13 protein-coding genes are annotated in these 17,097 nt (G+C 74.4%); 5 read left to right on the forward strand and 8 right to left on the reverse strand.

Annotation, left to right across the window (positions count from 1 at the left end; genetic code table 11):
- Window positions 1-123: 123 nt before the first annotated feature.
- Complete coding sequence (gene murJ, locus AC0GKK_RS20110) at window positions 124-2,100, forward strand: murein biosynthesis integral membrane protein MurJ (protein WP_489882292.1); 1,977 nt, start codon at window positions 124-126, stop codon at window positions 2,098-2,100.
- A 292-nt stretch (window positions 2,101-2,392) separates the two neighbouring features.
- Here murJ and AC0GKK_RS20115 read toward each other — a convergent pair whose 3' ends face one another.
- On the reverse strand, window positions 2,393-3,718 hold the full coding sequence (locus tag AC0GKK_RS20115; RefSeq protein WP_346109315.1) for a PA containing protein: 1,326 nt from the start codon (window positions 3,716-3,718) through the stop codon (window positions 2,393-2,395).
- A 184-nt stretch (window positions 3,719-3,902) separates the two neighbouring features.
- Here AC0GKK_RS20115 and AC0GKK_RS20120 point away from each other — a divergent pair, with 184 nt between their 5' ends.
- Together AC0GKK_RS20120 and AC0GKK_RS20125 are read left to right on the forward strand one after the other, a co-directional pair.
- A complete protein-coding gene (locus AC0GKK_RS20120) occupies window positions 3,903-5,003 on the forward strand; it encodes an adenosine deaminase (protein WP_208826248.1) in 1,101 nt (366 codons plus the stop codon).
- Between the two features lie 280 nt (window positions 5,004-5,283).
- Complete coding sequence (locus tag AC0GKK_RS20125) at window positions 5,284-5,841, forward strand: TetR/AcrR family transcriptional regulator (RefSeq protein ID WP_208826251.1); 558 nt, start codon at window positions 5,284-5,286, stop codon at window positions 5,839-5,841.
- Window positions 5,842-5,869: 28 nt separating this feature from the next.
- On the opposite strand, the gene AC0GKK_RS20130 is transcribed toward AC0GKK_RS20125, so the two are convergent.
- The 3 genes from AC0GKK_RS20130 to AC0GKK_RS20140 form a co-directional block, all read right to left on the reverse strand.
- Window positions 5,870-8,344: a cytochrome P450/oxidoreductase gene (locus AC0GKK_RS20130; RefSeq protein WP_208826253.1), complete on the reverse strand. Its 2,475-nt coding sequence runs from the start codon at window positions 8,342-8,344 to the stop codon at window positions 5,870-5,872.
- A gap of 281 nt (window positions 8,345-8,625) precedes the next feature.
- Window positions 8,626-9,888 (reverse strand): primosomal protein, encoded by a 1,263-nt coding sequence (locus AC0GKK_RS20135; protein ID WP_350590562.1) that lies wholly within the window; start codon window positions 9,886-9,888, stop codon window positions 8,626-8,628.
- 85 nt (window positions 9,889-9,973) lie between these two features.
- Complete coding sequence (locus tag AC0GKK_RS20140) at window positions 9,974-10,210, reverse strand: hypothetical protein (RefSeq protein WP_073576391.1); 237 nt, start codon at window positions 10,208-10,210, stop codon at window positions 9,974-9,976.
- A gap of 524 nt (window positions 10,211-10,734) precedes the next feature.
- Between AC0GKK_RS20140 and upp the strand changes: the two genes are divergently transcribed.
- Together upp and AC0GKK_RS20150 are read left to right on the forward strand one after the other, a co-directional pair.
- Window positions 10,735-11,358 (forward strand): uracil phosphoribosyltransferase, encoded by a 624-nt coding sequence (upp, locus tag AC0GKK_RS20145; RefSeq protein WP_073576390.1) that lies wholly within the window; start codon window positions 10,735-10,737, stop codon window positions 11,356-11,358.
- A gap of 7 nt (window positions 11,359-11,365) precedes the next feature.
- Window positions 11,366-12,115 carry a GDSL-type esterase/lipase family protein gene (locus AC0GKK_RS20150; RefSeq protein WP_476652608.1) on the forward strand — a complete coding sequence of 250 codons (750 nt, stop codon included), beginning with the start codon at window positions 11,366-11,368 and terminating at the stop codon, window positions 12,113-12,115.
- A gap of 1 nt (window position 12,116) precedes the next feature.
- On the opposite strand, the gene AC0GKK_RS20155 is transcribed toward AC0GKK_RS20150, so the two are convergent.
- Genes AC0GKK_RS20155 through AC0GKK_RS20170 form a run of 4 tightly spaced genes read right to left on the reverse strand, consistent with a single transcriptional unit; the run spans window position 12,117 to window position 16,729 of the window.
- On the reverse strand, window positions 12,117-12,578 hold the full coding sequence (locus AC0GKK_RS20155; protein WP_208826259.1) for a flavodoxin family protein: 462 nt from the start codon (window positions 12,576-12,578) through the stop codon (window positions 12,117-12,119).
- Window positions 12,575-14,194, reverse strand: a complete 1,620-nt coding sequence (locus tag AC0GKK_RS20160; protein WP_489882293.1) for a phospho-sugar mutase — start codon at window positions 14,192-14,194, stop codon at window positions 12,575-12,577. Before AC0GKK_RS20160 ends, AC0GKK_RS20155 begins: the two co-directional genes overlap by 4 nt.
- Window positions 14,194-14,997 carry a purine-nucleoside phosphorylase gene (locus AC0GKK_RS20165; RefSeq protein ID WP_208826263.1) on the reverse strand — a complete coding sequence of 268 codons (804 nt, stop codon included), beginning with the start codon at window positions 14,995-14,997 and terminating at the stop codon, window positions 14,194-14,196. The genes AC0GKK_RS20160 and AC0GKK_RS20165 overlap by 1 nt, the downstream gene beginning before the upstream one ends.
- A 37-nt stretch (window positions 14,998-15,034) precedes the next feature.
- Complete coding sequence (locus AC0GKK_RS20170) at window positions 15,035-16,729, reverse strand: serine/threonine-protein kinase (RefSeq protein ID WP_482638308.1); 1,695 nt, start codon at window positions 16,727-16,729, stop codon at window positions 15,035-15,037.
- Window positions 16,730-17,097 lie beyond the last annotated feature (368 nt).

Raw genomic sequence — 17,097 nt, forward strand, 5'->3', positions numbered from 1 at the left:
GGCGGATCCGTGACACGCCCGCCGCTGCGCCGTGACGCCGGGCCGGTGCGCCCACCGGTGGGTGACGGCGCGGTGCCGGGCGGGCGTCGGCACGACGATTCCGATCCGGCACGATGGACCACGATGCGTGAGGACCGACGAGCGGCGGAGCGGGCGCCCCACCCCGCGGTGGTGCGGCACCAGCCGCTGCCCCGACCGGTGATGGGCACCGACCCCCGGCGGACCCCGCGGACGCCCCCGGAGGGGCCCGCCGAGGTGACCCGTCCGCTCGGGTCCGGCCGGATCCCCGACCCGGGGGAGCCGACCACCCCGCTGGGACCGGTGGCCGGCGCGTCGCCCGGCCGTCCCACACCCCCGGCGCGCCCGGACGGCGCCGCCGCGGGTCCGGGGACGCCCTCGCACGGCACCGCGCCGGCGGGGGAGACGCCCGGGGACGGCGGAGCACCGGCCCCGGGGACGTCCGGGGACGACCCCGCCGGGACCACACCGTCCGGCGGCGCGGAGCACACCGGCTCGCTCGTCCGCTCCTCCGGCATGATCGCGATCGCCAGCCTGGTCAGCAGGCTCACCGGCTTCGTCCGGAACCTCGCGCTGGTCGCGGTGCTGGGGTTCGCGGTCGTCAACGACTCCTACACCGTCTCCAACACGCTGCCGAACATCGTCTACGAGCTGCTGCTCGGCGGCGTGCTGACCAGCGTGATGATCCCGGTGCTGGTCCGGGCCCAGGCCGAGGACGCCGACGGGGGCGAACGCTTCACCCGGCGGCTGCTGACCGTCGTCGGGGCCGGGCTGCTGGTCGCGACGCTGCTCGCGATGGCCGCCGCGCCGTTGCTGACCCGGCTCTACCTCGGTTCCGGCGACACCGGGCAGGCGAACCCCGCGCTGGCGACGGCGTTCGCCTGGCTGCTGCTGCCGCAGATCTTCTTCTACGGCATCGGCGCGCTGCTCGGCGCGGTCCTCAACTCGAAACAGGTGTTCGGGCCGTTCGCCTGGGCGCCGGTGCTGAACAACGTCGTGCTGCTCGGCGTGCTGGTCGTCTACGTGCTGGTGCCGGGGGAGATCTCGGTCGACCCGGTGCGGATGGGCGACCCGAAGCTGCTCGTGCTCGGGGTCGGCACGACGCTGGGCATCGTCGTGCAGGCGCTCGTGCTGATCCCGTTCATGCGCAGCATCGGGTTCCGCTACCGCCCGGTGTGGGGCTGGGACCCGCGGCTGTCGCTGGCCGGTGGCATGGCGCTGTGGATCGTCGCCTACGTGCTGGTCGGGCAGGCCGGGTACATCGTCACCACCCGGGTCGCGGCGTCGGCCGCCGAGGGGTCGGTCGCCACCTACACCTACGCCTGGCTGCTGCTCCAGGTGCCCTACGGCGTGCTCGGGGTGTCGCTGCTGACCGCGCTCATGCCGCGGATGAGCCGGGCCGCGGCGAACGGCGACACCGACCAGGTCGTCACGGACCTCTCGCTCGGGGCGCGCCTGTCGACCGTCGGCCTGATCCCCATCGCCGCCGTCATGACCGCGTTCGGCCCCTCCCTGGGCACCGCGCTGTTCTCCGTCGGCGCCGGCAGCGGTACCGGTGCCGAGCGGCTCGGCCAGGCCGTGGCCTGGTCGGCGTTCGGGCTGCTGCCCTACGCGGTGACGATGCTGCAGATGCGCGTGTTCTACGCGATGACCGACTCCCGCACCCCGACGCTCATCCAGGTCGGCATGGTCGGGGTCAAGATCCCGCTGCTGCTCGCCTGCCCGCTGCTGCTCCCGCCGGAGCAGGTCGTCCTCGGCCTGGCCGCGGCCAACGGGCTCTCGTTCGTCGGGGGCGCGGTGCTCGGGCAGTGGCTGCTGCGCCGCCGCCTCGGGCGGGCCCGCTCCGGCGAGGTCCTGGTGTGCCTGGCCAAGGTCGCGTCCGCCTCCGCGGTCGCCGCCGCCGTCGCCTGGGGTCTCACCCGGCTGCTGGGCCCGGTGCTGGCGGACTGGCCGGACGTGGCCCGCGCCTGGACCCTGCTGGTCGGGGGCGCGCTGATCGCGCTGCCGCTGGCCGTCGCCGGGATGCGGGTGCTGAGGGTGTCCGAGCTCGACGCCGTCTTCCGCCGCCTCGCCCGCCGCTGACCCTCCTGCGTCGCCCCCGCGGGGTGCCCCCAGGGGAACTTTCGTGGCTTAGAGCGCTACGAGAGTTCCCCTGGGGGCACCCCCGCCGGGGTGGGCGGGGCGCGGTGGGGGCGGAGCTGGGGCAGGATCCACGACGGCCTCCGCCCACCGGCGGCGGTGCGGAGATGGTGGGGCCGTCGGGGCCGGTTGTCCCCGCCCGATCGGCCCACCCGGTGTGCCGGGCCCGGACGCACGCACGCCGCGCCCCGGGGTGCGGGACGCGGCGTGCGCGGTGTCGTGCCGGGTCGGCGGCTCAGTCGTCCGGGTCGTCGCCGACCAGGTCGGCGGCGGAGGCACCGTTCTGGCTCTTCACCGCGACCTTGGCCCGGCCGCGGCGCTGGGCCGGGCGGGGCGGGGGCGGCGGGGCCTGCTGGGCGTACTGCCCACCCCGGCCCATGATCAGCTCCGCGAACGTCGCCATGGCCTCGTCGAGCTGGCTGGCGTTGCGGCGCTCGGACTCGGCGTTGGCCTTGGTGACCAGGTCGGTGACCGAACCGGTGTCCGGACGGTCGCGCAGCACGGTGTCGAGGCCGGCGAGCCGGTCGTCGACGCCCGCGGAGAGCGTCGAGACGTCGCCGGACAGCTTCTCCAGGCGGCTGTCGACCTCCCCGGTCAGCTTGTCGAGGCGGCCGTCGACGTCGCCGGTCAGCTTGTCGAGCTTCCCGTCGACGCTCTCGCCGAGCGCGTCGAACCGGCCGTCCACGGCCTCCGACAGCGACGACAGCCGCTCGGTGACCGAGCCGTCGAGCTCGCCCAGGCGGTCCTTCAGGGACCCGCCGAGCTTGCCGACCCGCTCCTTGACCGACCCGTCCAGGTCGGTCAGCTTGCCGTCGAGACCGGACTCGACCGAGTCGAGCCGGTTGCCGACCTCCTCCAGGCGGGCGGAGAGGGCCTCCAGCCGCTCGGTGAGGGCGTCGAACGCCGGGGCCGGGTCGACGGCGGGGCGCTGGGCCAGGTCCTCCAGGCGGCGGTGCAGGCCCACCGAGGTGTCGCCCAGCAGGTTGCGCAGGCCCTCGCCGGTCTCCTCGAAGGAGTGCACGGCCGCGTCGAGCTGTTCGCGCACCTGACGCTCGACGCCGTCGACACGCTCCTTGATCGGGGAGGCGACGGCGTTCGGCATCGCGTCGAGCCGCATCTCGTGCCGGTCGAGGCGGTTGTCGAGGTCGTCGAGGCGCTTGTGCAGGCCGCCCAGGCGGTCGTCCAGGCCGTCCATCCGGCCCGAGACGCCCTCGAGGCGCCCGCCCATGCCGTCGAGCCGCCCGTCGAGCTGGGCGATCGGCTTGGCCAGCTTGTCCGGCAGGGACTCGATGGCCCGGGTGATCGCGCCGAGCACGATCTCGGTGTTGTCCAGCTTGGACACGGTCTCGTCGAGGCGCTCGGCCAGGACGTTCAGCTCGGTCCGGTCGGGGAGTTCGGTGAGCTTCTTGCGCACGGTGCCGATGGCGTCCAGGGCCGCCAGCCGGGCGTGGATCTCGTCGAGGGAGTCGAAGATCTGCTGCTGTTCGCTGTCACGGATCTCGGCCGCTCGCATGAGCATGCCGCGCATCCGGTCGAACGAGAGGTTCGAAGTGTCGCTCATGGCACCTGCTGCGCTTCCTCTGAGCCAAGTGGGGAGTGCCCAGAGGGTAGCGACCGCCGTACGAGGGTCGACGGACGGTGTTGCGTTGGGCCGTCCGGGGCATGTCTCCGCACCCGGATCGGGTCGATCATGGCAGGTCCGGGCGCCGGTCGTCGCGCGCCACGCCGCTCGGTACCGTGCCCGAGTGGCAGATCCCACCGCTCCCGTCCCGGTCACCCGCGAGGCCGTCCGCCGTGCCCCCAAGGTGCTCCTGCACGACCACCTCGACGGCGGCCTGCGGGTCGGGACCGTCGTCGACCTGGCCCGCGAGTACGGCTACGACAAGCTCCCCACCACCGACCCCGGCGAGCTCGCGGCCTGGTTCCTCGGTGCCGCCCACTCCGGCTCGCTGGTCCGCTACCTCGAGACCTTCGGGCACACCGTCGCCGTGCTGCAGACCCGCGAGGCGCTGACCCGGGTCGCGGCCGAGGCCGCCGAGGACCTGGCCGCCGACGGTGTCGTCTACGCCGAGGTGCGTTTCGCCCCCGAGCTTCACGTCGAGGGCGGTCTGGACCTCGACGCCGTCATCGCGGCCGTCCTCGACGGGTTCCGGATCGGCACCGCCCGCGCCGCGGCGGCCGGGAACACCATCCGGGTCGGCACCCTGCTCACCGCGATGCGGCACGCCGCCCGGTCCCGGGAGATCGCCGAGCTGGCCGTGCGCCACCGCGACTCCGGCGTGGTCGGGTTCGACATCGCCGGCGCCGAGAAGGGGTTCCCGCCCACCCGCCACCTCGACGCGTTCGAGTACGTCCGTCAGCAGAACGCCCACGTCACCATCCACGCCGGTGAGGCGTTCGGGCTGCCGTCGATCTGGGAGGCCGTGCAGTGGTGCGGCGCCGACCGGCTCGGACACGGCGTCCGGATCGTCGACGACATCACCGTCACCGACGACGGCCCGCACCTGGGCCGCCTCGCCGCCTGGGTCCGCGACAGCCGCATCCCGCTGGAGATGTGCCCGACCTCGAACGTGCACACCGGCGCCGCGTCGTCGCTGGCCGAGCATCCCATCGGGCTGCTCACCGACCTGCGGTTCCGCGTCACGGTCAACACCGACAACCGGCTGATGTCCGGCTGCACGATGACCAGCGAGATGTACGACCTGGCCGAGACCTTCGGCTACGGCTGGGACACCCTGCGCTGGTTCACCGTCAACGCGATGAAGTCCGCGTTCATCGGGTTCGACGAGCGTCTGGCCCTGATCGAGGACGTCATCAAGCCCGGCTACGAGGTCTTGTCGCGCTAGTCGTGCCGGCCCGGCCGACGCTGCTCGTCCCGATGGACATGATCGTGGTGGCCCGGCGGTCCCTGCATCGAGTGCGGATCTGCAGCCCTCGGGTGCGAGCTGCGACGGACCACCGACGGCCGTGGACCCGTGAGCGGGCACGCCGCCACCGGGTCCCACGGGCTGCACGGCGGCGTCGCAGCTCAGGTGGTGGTCGGGCGCCGCCGGGCGGCCGTCCTCCGGTGTCCGGGCCTGCCCGAGGGTGCGGCGTCGCGCGTCACCGCTGTCCTACGCTCGTCGCATGAGTGCTCCTGCCTTCTACGCCGAACTGCGCGCGTTGCGGCTCGAGAGGGTGCTGGACGCCTCGGTCGAGCTGATCACCGAGGAGGGCTGGGACCGGCTCAGCATCACCAAGGTCGCCCAGCGCTCCGGAGTGCCGCGGCAGAGCCTGCACAAGGAGGTCGGTACCAAGGCCGAACTCGGCCGCGCCGTGGTGGACCGTGAGGTGGAACGGTTCCTGGCGCGGGTGCAGGAGGGACTGGCAGCCCATCCCGACTCGCTGGAGGACGCGATCGCCGCGGCGGCGCGCCACGCGCTCGACCACGGTCGGGAGAACGCGGTCCTCGCCGCGGTCCTGCGTCCCGGCCACGACCACGGTCTTCTGGAGCTGGTCGCCGTGCATCCGGACGCCGTGCTCGGCAACGCCGTGCAGGCCCTCGGCTCCCAGCTCGGTGCGGCCGCCCCCGAGGCCATGGTCGACACCGTGGTCCGGCTCGTCCTCAGCCATCTGCTGCAACCGACCGTGGAGGTCGACCAGGCCGTGGACCGGATCAGGCACGTGGTGCGCGGGTTCGCCTGAATCCCGGCCTTTCCGGGCGGCAGCCGTCTCAGAGGTCCAGGACCAGGCGCTGGGTCAGCGCACGTGACACGCACGTCATCATGACCTCGCCCCGCTCCCGCTCGGCCCGCGAGAGCACCGCGTCGCGGTGATCGGGGGTGCCCTCGACGACGTCGGCCTCGCAGGTGCCGCAGATGCCCTCCATGCAGGAGCCCATCACGGCCACACCGGCCTGCTCCAGCGCGTCGAAGACCGACGTGCCTCGAGCGACGTCCACGGTGACCCCCGAGGCGGCGCATTCGACCTCGAACGTGTCCAGCCCTCCCGTGGTCGGGTCGACCACCGCGGCCACGAACCGTTCCAGATGCAGGCTGTCCCGGGGCCAGGTGCCGCACATGTCCTCCACCGCGTCGAGGAGTGCGCCCGGACCGCAGCAGTAGACGAGGGTGTCGGCCCGCGGGGTGCCCAGGACCGAGTCGAGGTCGAGCAACCCGCGCTCGTCCTGGGGCCACACGGTCACCCGATCGTCGTCCTCGAGCTCGTCGAGGAAGGCCATCGACGCCCGGGACCGGCCGCCGTACAGCAGGTGCCAGTCGGCGCCGTCGGAGCGGGCGGACTCGACCATGGCACGGATGGGGGTGATGCCGATGCCGCCGGCGATGAACTGGTAGCGAGGCGACGGTTCGAGGGCGAAGTGGTTGCGGGGACCCCGGACACGCAGCGTGTGCCCCACATCCAGCGTGTCGTGCACGTACGCCGACCCTCCGCGACTCTGCGGTTCGCGCAGCACCGCCACCCTCCAGGGGGAGCCCGGCGCAGGGTCGCCGCACAAGGAGTACTGCCGTGTCAGCCCGCGGTCCAGGACCACGTCGATGTGGGCACCGGGTGCCCAGGCCGGCAGTGCGGCGCCGGTGGGGTCGGTGAGGGTCAGCTCGACAACCCCTTCGGCCACCTCGCGGCGGGTCGTGACCTGCAGATCCAGGAGGCCGGCGCCGCCCGATGTGGCCCGCCCGACCCGGGACGACGACGTGGGCGTCGAGGTGGGGGTGGGCTCGGAGACGGACGGGCCGGACGACACCGCAGCCGGGGCGGTCGTCCGCTCGGCGGCCAGGGCGGAGCGGTAGGGACCGTCGCCGCGCCGCTCTCCGCCCGTGGGCGTCAGCCGCACCATCATCGAGCTGTAGCCGCGTACGAAGTTCGACTGCACCCGGGTCGGCTCGGCGAGGACCTCGATGTCGTCGAAGCGTGCGAGCAACTCCTCCCAGAGGATGCGCAACTGCAACTCGGCGAGCCGGCTGCCCATGCAGCGGTGCGGACCGATACCGAACGCAAGGTGGTGCCGTGCGTTCCGCCTGTCGATGATGAACGAGTCCGGGTCCTCGAACGTCCGCTCGTCCCGGTTCGCCGAGGCGTACCACATCACGACCTTGTCACCCTTGCGGATGAACTGGCCGTTGAGGACGGTGTCGCGCGTGGCGACCCGGCGCATGTAGGCCAGCGGTGTCTGCCACCGCAGGATCTCGTGGACCAGCTTCGGCACGAGCGTCGGCTCGGCACGCAGCCGGTCGAACTGCTCGGGGAACTGGTTGAGGGCCAGCACGCCACCGGTCATCGAGTTCCGGGTGGTGTCGTTGCCGCCCACGACGAGCAGTACCAGGTTGCCCAGGAACTCCATCGGACGGTGGATCAGGTCCTTGGTGTCCTCGGAGAGCTGCATGAGCGTGATGAGGTCGTAACCCGGCTTGTCGCCGTCGGCGAGACGAGCCGCCTTCTCGTGCCACAACTCGCTGAAGGCGCGTGCCATCTCGGCGGCGCCGCGGTAGATCTCGTCGGTGTCGTTGGCGCCGCCGGTCGCCGACGCGCTCGTCGCCACCAGGTCGGTCCACTGCACCAGCTTGCGGCGCTGGTCGTACGGGAAGTCGAGCAGGGTGGCCAGCATCCGCGCGGTCAGCTCCACGCTGACCCGGTCGACCCAGTCGAACGGCTCTCCCACCGGCAACCCGTCGAGGACCTCCCGCACACGCGAACGGATCAGGCCCTCCATCTCCTCGAGGTTCTGGGGAGCCACGACACCCTGCACGGCTGCGCGCTGCTGGTCGTGGCGCGGCGGGTCCATCGCGATGAACATCTCGATGTCCAGACCCTCCGGCGGCGAACCGAGGACGATCTGCGGTTCCGCGGAGAAGGTCTCGAAGTCCTTGTCGACCCGCACGATGTCGTCGTACCGGGTGACCGACCAGAACGGCCCGAACGCGCTGTCGGCCCGGAAGTGCACGGGCGCCTCGTCGCGCAGCCGACGGAAGTAGGGCAGCCACTGCTGCTGACGCCACAGGAACGGGTTGCTCACGTCGATCTCGGTCAGATCGAGGTCGGACACCTCCGCGATGTCGGACTCGGTGAAACGTGGTTGCCCGTCACCGACCACCAGCCTCCTGGCCCGCTGCATCAGATGCAGCGCCTGGATCTGGCGGCGCATCGGGATCGCCGCCTGGGCTCGGGTGCGGACCTGATCGGGAACGCGCATGCCGTCGACCACCTTGTCGAGATGACTGCTGACGACATAAGCGAATCACAGGTCTCTGGCGCTGACAATACCTGGCCGTATGTCAGACCCTGGGGCGCCCCGGGACGCCCGGGGTCTCCGAGGTCGTCGCGACCCGGGACCGTCCGTGCCGGTAGTCACGGGGTGCTCCCGCGCCCAGCCGCGGGCTCCGAAGCCGTGGGAGCCGGCGACATCGGCGGGCGCCTCGTCGCGCAGGGCGGGTTCTGCCGACCCCTGGGCAGGCCCCTCGCGGACCGACCGGGCTAGTGCTCCCGCAGCCGGGCCTCGAGCCCGGCGACGAGCTCGCCCCAGGACTGCGCCTCCTGGGTGAACGGCGGGCTGGGCGCCATCCGCGTCGGGTCCGGCCGCACGACGAACGACACGAGCCAGCCGAGGCTGTTGGACTCGGCGAGGACCTCGGCGGGCTCGGGGTCCCCGGCCCACTCGCCGACGTCGGTCAGCAGCTCCGAGGCCAGGTCGAGCTGGACCGGGTCCAGGTCGAGCACGCCCTCGGCGAGGTCGGGGCCGATCCCGGTCAGCACGTAGGTGTTCATGTCCTCGACGCCGCCGTCGAGCTCGCCGACGGCGGCCGCGTCGAGCACCTCGGCGAAGGTGACGGCCGCGGTCAGGTCGGTCCCGGCGACGGCGGGGTGCTCCCGGTCGGCCAGCGCCCGGAACAGCGCACGCTCGGAGCCGAACACGTCGATCCGGCCGTCGGAGCCGAGGAAGACCGGCTTGTCGTCGAGGTAGCAGCGCAGGCTGACCACGGAGCGGTCGCCGACCTCGATGCGGATCGGGTCGATGCCGACCTCGGCCCAGAAGCCGTTCGGCTCCTCCGCGGCGGTGTCGGCGTCCTCGGTGCCCGCGGCGAGCGCGGCGGCCTCGAGGGCCTCGTCGTCGTCGAGGGGCTGTTCGGCGAGACGGTCGCGCAGCTCCTGTTCCTCGGCGCGCGCCTTGTCCAGCGCCCCGGCGTCGAGGTCCGGTGTGGCGACGAGGTCGTCGACGGTGTCGACGATCCCGTCCCAGTGCGTCGCGATCGCCTCGGACAGCGCGGTCCAGCGCTTGGCGCCGTCACGTCCGGCGAAGGCCTGCTCGCCCTCGCGCAGCAGCGCGAACGTGGGCTCGCCGTCGAGCGCGGCGATCACGGCGGAGAGGTCGCAGACGTCGGCCAGCGACCGGACGATCGAGACGGTCTCGTGCAGCTCCTGCACGGTCAGCGCGTCCGGGTCGGCGGCGGCCAGCTCCGGCAGACCGACCAGGTCGTACCGGTGGACGGCGTCGGGGGTCAGCTCGGCGACCGCGAGCCCGGGGACCGCGGACCACGCGGGGTGGTCGGCCAGGTCGTGCTCGGGTGCGGTCCGCACGAACGCGGCGAGACCGGCCACCTCGTCGAAGACGAACACGTGCTCGTCGTCGCCGAGGAAGGCTTCCCACTCCTCGCCGTCCTCGCGCCAGGGGGGAGCCCACAGGGTGACCACGTCGCCCCGGGTGAGAGCGAGCCGGATCGGGACGATGTCGCTTGCCACGGGGCGAGCCTATCGTCGCGTCCTGCCGCCGGCCGGTCCCACCACCTCGGGTGTCGCCGGCCCGGCGGATCACGGTCGTGCGGGGTCAGGCCTGGGAGTGCAGTCGGACCACTCCGATGGACACGTCCTCGAGTCCACCCCGGTCGAAGTCGCGTCGCAGCTGGTCGGCCTTGACGGTCGCCGTCATCCCGTCGAACGGGCCGTGCGCGTCCACCTCCCCGGTCTGTGGGTCCACCGCCAGAACAACGTATCCGTCGCACTGCGTGAGCTTTTCCGCAGCAGCGATCAACGTCTGCTCCTCGGAAGTCGTGTTCTCCGGCATCGGATCACCTCCTTGTCGTCTAGTACAGCGTCGGCGGTGCCCTCGATGTGACACCGTTTCGGCCATACCACCCGTTCGGGTCAGGTGAATCGCGAGATCGGCGACCGCGCGTGCTGATCGTGGCACTCCACGCGGTCGATCACGCGATCCGGGGAACCGGCCGTGTCCGACCGGCAACCGTTGGTGATCACGGTTCCGCTCCGGGATCGGCTGTCACGCAAGGTCTGCGAGGGTGTCCGCGGCCTCACCCGGGAGGACGAGGAGGTGCATCCGGCGGGTCCCGGCGTCACCCGTCGGTGAGCGCGTGCTTCTCACGCTTCGTGAACCGTGACACGCATCCGTGTCAACGTCCGGGAGTGACGTCCCGGTGTCCGTCCGGTCACGGGACGGCATCGTCGCAGAACACGGAGCGCGTCCGGCCGTCGGGTCCCACGGCCCGGCGGGGCGACGGCGCCGGATCGGTGGGCCGGGCGCCTCCTCACGGGGGGTCTCCTCGCGGCCCGGCCGCCGTAGGCTGTGCGGCCGTGGACACGATCGTCGTCGACCACCCGCTCGCGCGGGCCCGGCTCAGCACCATGCGGGACGCCCGCACCGACAACGCGACCTTCCGGGCGGCGTTGCGCGAGCTCACCCTGATGCTGGTCTACGAGGCCACCCGCTCGGCGCCGCTGGCCGAGGAGCGGATCCACACCCCGGTCTCGCGGACGGTCGGCCACCGGCTCGCCGTCCCGCCGGTGCTCGTCCCCGTGCTGCGGGCCGGGCTGGGGATGGCCGAGGCCGCGCTGAACCTGATCCCGGACTCGCAGATGGGCTTCGTCGGCATGGCCCGCGACGAGACGACCCACCGGCCGGTGCCCTACATGGAGTCGCTGCCCGACAGCCTCGTCGGGCGGCCGGTGTTCGTGCTCGACCCGATGCTGGCCACCGGCGGCTCGATGGTGCACACCGTGGAGCTGCTGACCCGCCGCGGCGCCGACGACGTGACGGTCCTCTGCGCGCTGTCCGCGCCGGAGGGCGTGGAGCGGCTGCGCGCGTCCGGGCTGCCGGTCCGGATGGTGACCGCCAGCATCGACGAGCGGCTCAACGACTCCGCGTTCATCGTCCCCGGCCTCGGCGACGCCGGGGACCGCCAGTTCGGCGCGGTCTGAGTCCGCCGTGAGGCCCTCCCGCCGCATCCTCACCGGGGTCGTGGCGACGGTGGCCGCGGTCGCGCTGTCGGCGCTGCCCGCGGCGGACCGGCCGGAGGACGCCGAGGTGCCCGCCGCCGTCGACGAGCCCGGGGTGGTGCGGGTGATGCCGCTGGGCGCGTCGTCGACGGTCGGGGTGGGGAGCCCGGCGACGGCCGGCTACCGCCTCCCGCTGTGGCAGCGCCTGGCCGCCGACGGCGTCCGCATCGACTACGTCGGCTCCCGCAGCTCCGGGCCGAACGCGCTGCCCGACACCGACCACGAGGGCCGCTCCGGCTGGACGGCGGCCCGGATGGTGCCGATGACGGGCGGCTGGGTGCTGGCCGCGCAGCCGGACGTCGTGCTGCTGCACGCCGGGACCAACGACCTGCTGCAGGGCGCGAGCGCGCGGGCGACGGCGGCGAGCCTGGACCGGCTGCTGGACCGCGTGTTCGCGGCCGCACCGCACACCCACGTGATCATGGCCGGGGTGTGGGCGCCGCTGCCGAAACAGCGGGCCGAGCGGGCGCGGCTGGCCGAGTACCTGCCCCGGGTCGCCGCCGCGCACCGGGCGGCCGGGCACTCGGTGGAGTTCGTCGACACCGCCACCCTGTTCCCCGCCGGGCGGACCGCGGACGGCCTGCACGCCGGACCGGGCGCCTACCGCACGATCGCGTCGGTGTGGGCCGACCGGATCGAGGCGCACCTCGGGATCGGGCCCGCCACCGGACGCCGGTAGCTCAGCCCTCCGGCATGACGGTCGCGGCCACGACCGCGCCCAGCTCGCGGCACGCGGCCCGGGCGGCGGCGTCCGGGGGACCCGCGACTTCGACCGGCGCGGCCGCCGCGGTCCAGCCCATCGCCCCGGCCACGGTCGTCACCGAGCGGGTCGCGCCGGAGGTGTCCGAGCCGCCGTGCACCCACAGCCCGTAGGGCAGGCCGCGGGTGTCGTCGGCGCAGACGTAGAAGACCTGGTCGAGGAAGTGCTTGAGTGCGCCGGACATGTAGCCGATGTTCGCCGGCGTCCCGAGGACGACGGCGTCCGCGGCGAGCAGGTCGCTCGCCGTCGCGGCCAGGGCGGCGCGGGCGACGACCTCCACCCCGGTGATGTCCGGGTCGGACGCGCCCGCGCGGACCTCGGCGAGCAGCTCCGCGGTGGCGGGGGACGGCGTGTGGTGGACCAGGAGCAGGCGCGCGCTCATCCGGCGAGCATCCCGTCGACCTCCGTGCGCAGCGCGTCGAGGCGCTCCGCGGCGACGGCCCGCGACGCCGGCACCGCGGCCACGTCGCCGGTGGGGTCCTCCACGACCTCCAGGTAGGCCTTGAGCTTCGGCTCGGTCCCCGACGGGCGGATCACCACGCGGGTCCCGGGGCGCCGCAGCCGCAGCACGTCGGGGGCCGGGCGGTCGGCCTCCCAGCCGGCCGGGGGTGCGTTGCGCAGCCGGGCGACGGCGGCGTCGCGCTCGACGGGGGCCATCCGGATCGAGACACCCCGGGTGGCGTGCACGCCGAACTCCGCGGCCAGCTCGTCGAGCCGCCGCGGCACCGACGACCCGGCCGCGGCGAGCCCGCGCACCAGGTCCGCGGCGACGACGGCGGCGGAGACGCCGTCCTTGTCCCGGACGCCGTCGGGGTCGACGCAGAGCCCGATCGCCTCCTCGTAGCCGAAGACGAGCCCGTCACCGGCCCGCACGATCCACTTGAACCCGGTGAGGGTCTCGGCGGAGCGGGCCCCGCGGGCGGCCGCGACCCGGGCGAGCATCGACGACGACACGACGGTCGTCGCGACCAGCGGGTCCGCCGCGGTCCCGATCCGCAGGAGGTGGTCGCCGAGCAGCACACCGGTCTCGTCGCCGGACAGCATCCGCCAGCCGTCACCGAAGGCGACGCCGAGCGCGCACCGGTCGGCGTCCGGGTCCAGCGCGACGGCGAGGTCCGCGCCGCTGTCGGCGGCCAGCGCGAGCAGCGCGTCGGTCGCGCCGGGCTCCTCCGGGTTCGGGAAGGCGACCGTCGGGAAGTCGGGGTCGGGCACGGCCTGGCTCGCGACGACGGCGACGTCGAGCACCCCGGCCCGGGCGAGCGCGGCGACCGCGGTCGCGCCGCCGACGCCGTGCATCGGGGTGAGCGCGATCCGCGGCGCGGGCGCCCCGGTGTTCCCCGACAGCGTCGCGACCCGGTCCAGGTAGGCGCCGGTGACCTCCGCCGGGTCCGGCAGCGGCCCGAGCGGCACCGACACCGCGGGCGGGGCGGCGGTGATCGCGTCCTCGATGGCGGCGTCGTCGGGGCCCACGAGCTGCGCGCCGTCGGCGAGGTAGACCTTGTAACCGTTGTCCGCGGGCGGGTTGTGCGAGGCGGTGACGGCGATCCCGGCGACGGCGCCGAGGTGGCGCACGGCGAAGGCCACCAGCGGGGTGGGGACGGGGCCGTCGAGCAGGGTCACGGTGAACCCGGCGCCGGTCAGCACCCGGGCGGCGGCCTCGGCGAACGCCGCCGACCCGTGCCGGGCGTCCCGGCCGACGACCACCCGGCCGGTGCCCGTGGTCCGGGCCAGGTGGGCGGCCAGCCCGGCGGTCGCCCTGGTCACGACGGCGACGTTCATCCCCGACGGCCCGGCCCGCACCGGCCCGCGCAGCCCGGCGGTGCCGAAGCGCAGCGGCCCGGACAGCCGGTCGGCCAGCTCGTCGCCGGCCGCCGCGGCGTCGTCGCCGCCGGCCATCGCGGTGGCCAGCACGCGCTGCAGCTCGGCCCGGGTGCCCGGGTCGGGGTCGTCGGCGATCCAGCGCAGCGCCGCGTCGCGCAGCGGACCCGGGAGCACCATCAGATGCGGCCGACGAGGTCGCGCAGCAGCGAGCCCATCCGGGTCGCCGCCGCGGCGCCGGCGTCGAGGACCTCCTGGTGGTTCAGCGGCTGCCCGGACAGGCCCGCGGCCAGGTTGGTGACCAGCGAGATGCCGGCGACCTCCAGCCCGGCGGCGCGGGCGGCGATCGTCTCGGCGACGGTGGACATCCCGACCAGGTCCGCGCCCAGCGTGCGCAGCATCCGGATCTCGGCCGGGGTCTCGAAGTGCGGACCGGGCAGCCCGGCGTAGACGCCGTCGACCAGCGACGGGTCCAGCTCGCGGGCGGCGGCGCGCAGCCGCGGGGAGTAGGCGTCGGTGAGGTCGACGAAGTGCGCGCCGTGCAGCGGAGAGCGCGCCAGCAGGTTGAGGTGGTCGGAGATCAGCACCGGCTGCCCGACCGACAGACCCTCGGTGATGCCCCCCGCTGCGTTGGTCAGCACGACCGTGCGGACACCGGCCGCCGCGGCGGTGCGGACGCCGTGCACGACCGGGTCCATCCCGTGGCCCTCGTAGAGGTGGGTGCGCCCGAGCAGGACCAGCACCCGGGTGTCGCCGATGCGCAGCGAGCGGGCGGTGCCGCCGTGGCCGACCGCGGACGGCGCGACGAACCCGGGCAGCTCGGCCATCGGGACCTCGGTGTCCGGGGTGCCGAGGACGTCGGCGGCCGGCCGCCAGCCGGAGCCCAGGACCACCGCCACGTCGTGGGCGTCGGTGCCGGTGCGGCGGGCGAGCTCGGCGGCGGCGGCGTGGGCGCGAGCGGTGGGGTCGGCGGTGTCGGCCATGCGCGCCAGCCTAGGGGGCGCCGGCGCCGTGGCCGGCTCAGCCCGGGGTGGCGCGGAAGCCCGAGGCGACGGCGTCGAACAGGCCCGCGACGGCGTCCTCGGCGCGGCCGGCGGGGGAGGTCAGCTGCAGTACCCAGACCCCGCCGAGCTGGTCGCGGCCGGGAATGATGCGCATCAGCGTGCTGCGCTGCGCGCTGCCGCTGCCGGTGGTGAGCGCGACCTGGCTGGAGCCGTCGGGCAGCTGCTCGACCGGCCCGGCCTCGACCGGGTCGACGCCCAGCGCCTCGGGGGTGAGGGCGTCGGTGACGGCCCCGGCCGAGGTCGCCGCCCGGACCGACAGCTCCTGACGGCCGTCCGGGCTGACGAAGCGGACGACGACCGAGCCGTCGGGGGCGGGCGAGCGGAACTGGGTCCAGCCGTCGGGGACCGGCACGGTGAAGCCGAGCGGGTCCGGGTAGGTGGTGCGCAGCGACCGGTCGGTGGCGACGGTGACCGTCGACAGCGGTTCCTGCCCGGCCAGCGTGCGGACCCCGGTGAACCCGGCGAGCGCGCCGAGCAGCACGATCAGGGCGCCGCCGAGCACCAGCGGGACGGCGCCGAGCACGGTGGTCGGGCCGGCCGCCGCAGTACGGGCGGGCGCCGCCCCCCGCGACGACGGGCGGGCCTGCCGGGGGCGCGGCGGCCCGGCGGGCGGCGCAGCCGGCGCGGGCACGGGGTCGGTGACCGGGACGCGGCCGTAGGCGCCGGTGCCGGTGGGGCCGACCGGGCCGGGCGGGGGCGGTGCGGCGACCCGCGGCGGTGCCGGTGTCGGTGCCGGTGCCGGGCCGGTCGGTGCGGGCACCCGCGCCATCACGGTCGGCACGTCCGGGGAGCCGGGGAAGATCGGGTCGTCCGGGTCGGCGAGCAGCGGGCGCAGCCGGGCCCGGACCTCGTCGAGCGGCATCCGGCCCGACGGCTCCTTGACCATCAGCCCGGCGATGACCTCGGCGAGGGGGCCGGTGACCGTCGGCGCGGGGACGGGACCGTCGACGACCTCGGTGATGGTGCGGACCGGGTCACCGTCGACGTCGTAGGGCGGGCGGCCCTCGACGGCGGCCCAGAGCGTCGCGCCGAGGCCCCACAGGTCCGCGGCCGGCGTGACCGGCTGGCCCGCGGCGACCTCGGGCGCGATGTAGGCGGGCGAGCCGAGCACGAGACCCGCGGAGGTCATCGGCGCGTCGGACTCGTTGCGGGCGATGCCGAAGTCGGTGAGCTTGATCCGGCCGTCGTCGGAGATCAGGACGTTGCCGGGCTTCACGTCGCGGTGGGTGATCCCGGCCCGGTGCGCGGCCCGCAGCGCCGCCGCGGTGCCGTGCCCGACGACGCCGGCCTGCGCGGCGTCGAGCCTGCCCAGCTCGGTGATCGCCGCGGCCAGGTTCTTCGACGGCACCAGCTCCATGACCACCAGCGGCTCGTCGCCGCCGGAGTCGAGCACGTCGAAGACGGTCACGACGTTGGGGTGCGACAGCCCGGCCAGTGCCCGGGCCTCCCGCATGATGCGTTCCCGCAGCTCCAGCTTCTCCCCGGCCGGGATGCCGTCGGGGATCTTCAGCTCCTTGAGCGCGACGCGGCGGTGCAGGACCTCGTCGAAACCCGACCAGACGGTGCCCATCGCGCCGCTCCCGAGCGGACCGTCGACGCGGTACCGCCCGGCGAACTGTCGGCGCTGGACCTCGCCCTCGGGAACGGACACGCCGCCGATTGTTCCATCGTGCCCGCGCGGCCCGTCCCCGCACACCGTTCCCGGCCGGGATCGTCACCGCCGGTGCACAGTGGTGACAATGTGTGACGACACTGGTCGTTCCGGGACGCCGGACGGCCGCCGCGGCGGGCCGGGCGTGCGGACGGTCACGGTCCGGTGGCGTTCCGGCCGCGGGCCGGTGTCGTCGTCCGGGGAGTTCCTCGTGACGGGCGTCCGAACCGCCGGTGAACGGCGAGGACGGCCGTTCGCCGACGGGAGGAACGGTCGCACGCGGCCGTTCACCTGGAGCGGTGAACCCGCTGGCAGCAGCTCGCCGACCCCTTGCCGCCCCGTGGCGTGAACGGACGATTTCGACTGGA

The organism is Pseudonocardia sp. P-1 (assembly GCF_058111925.1).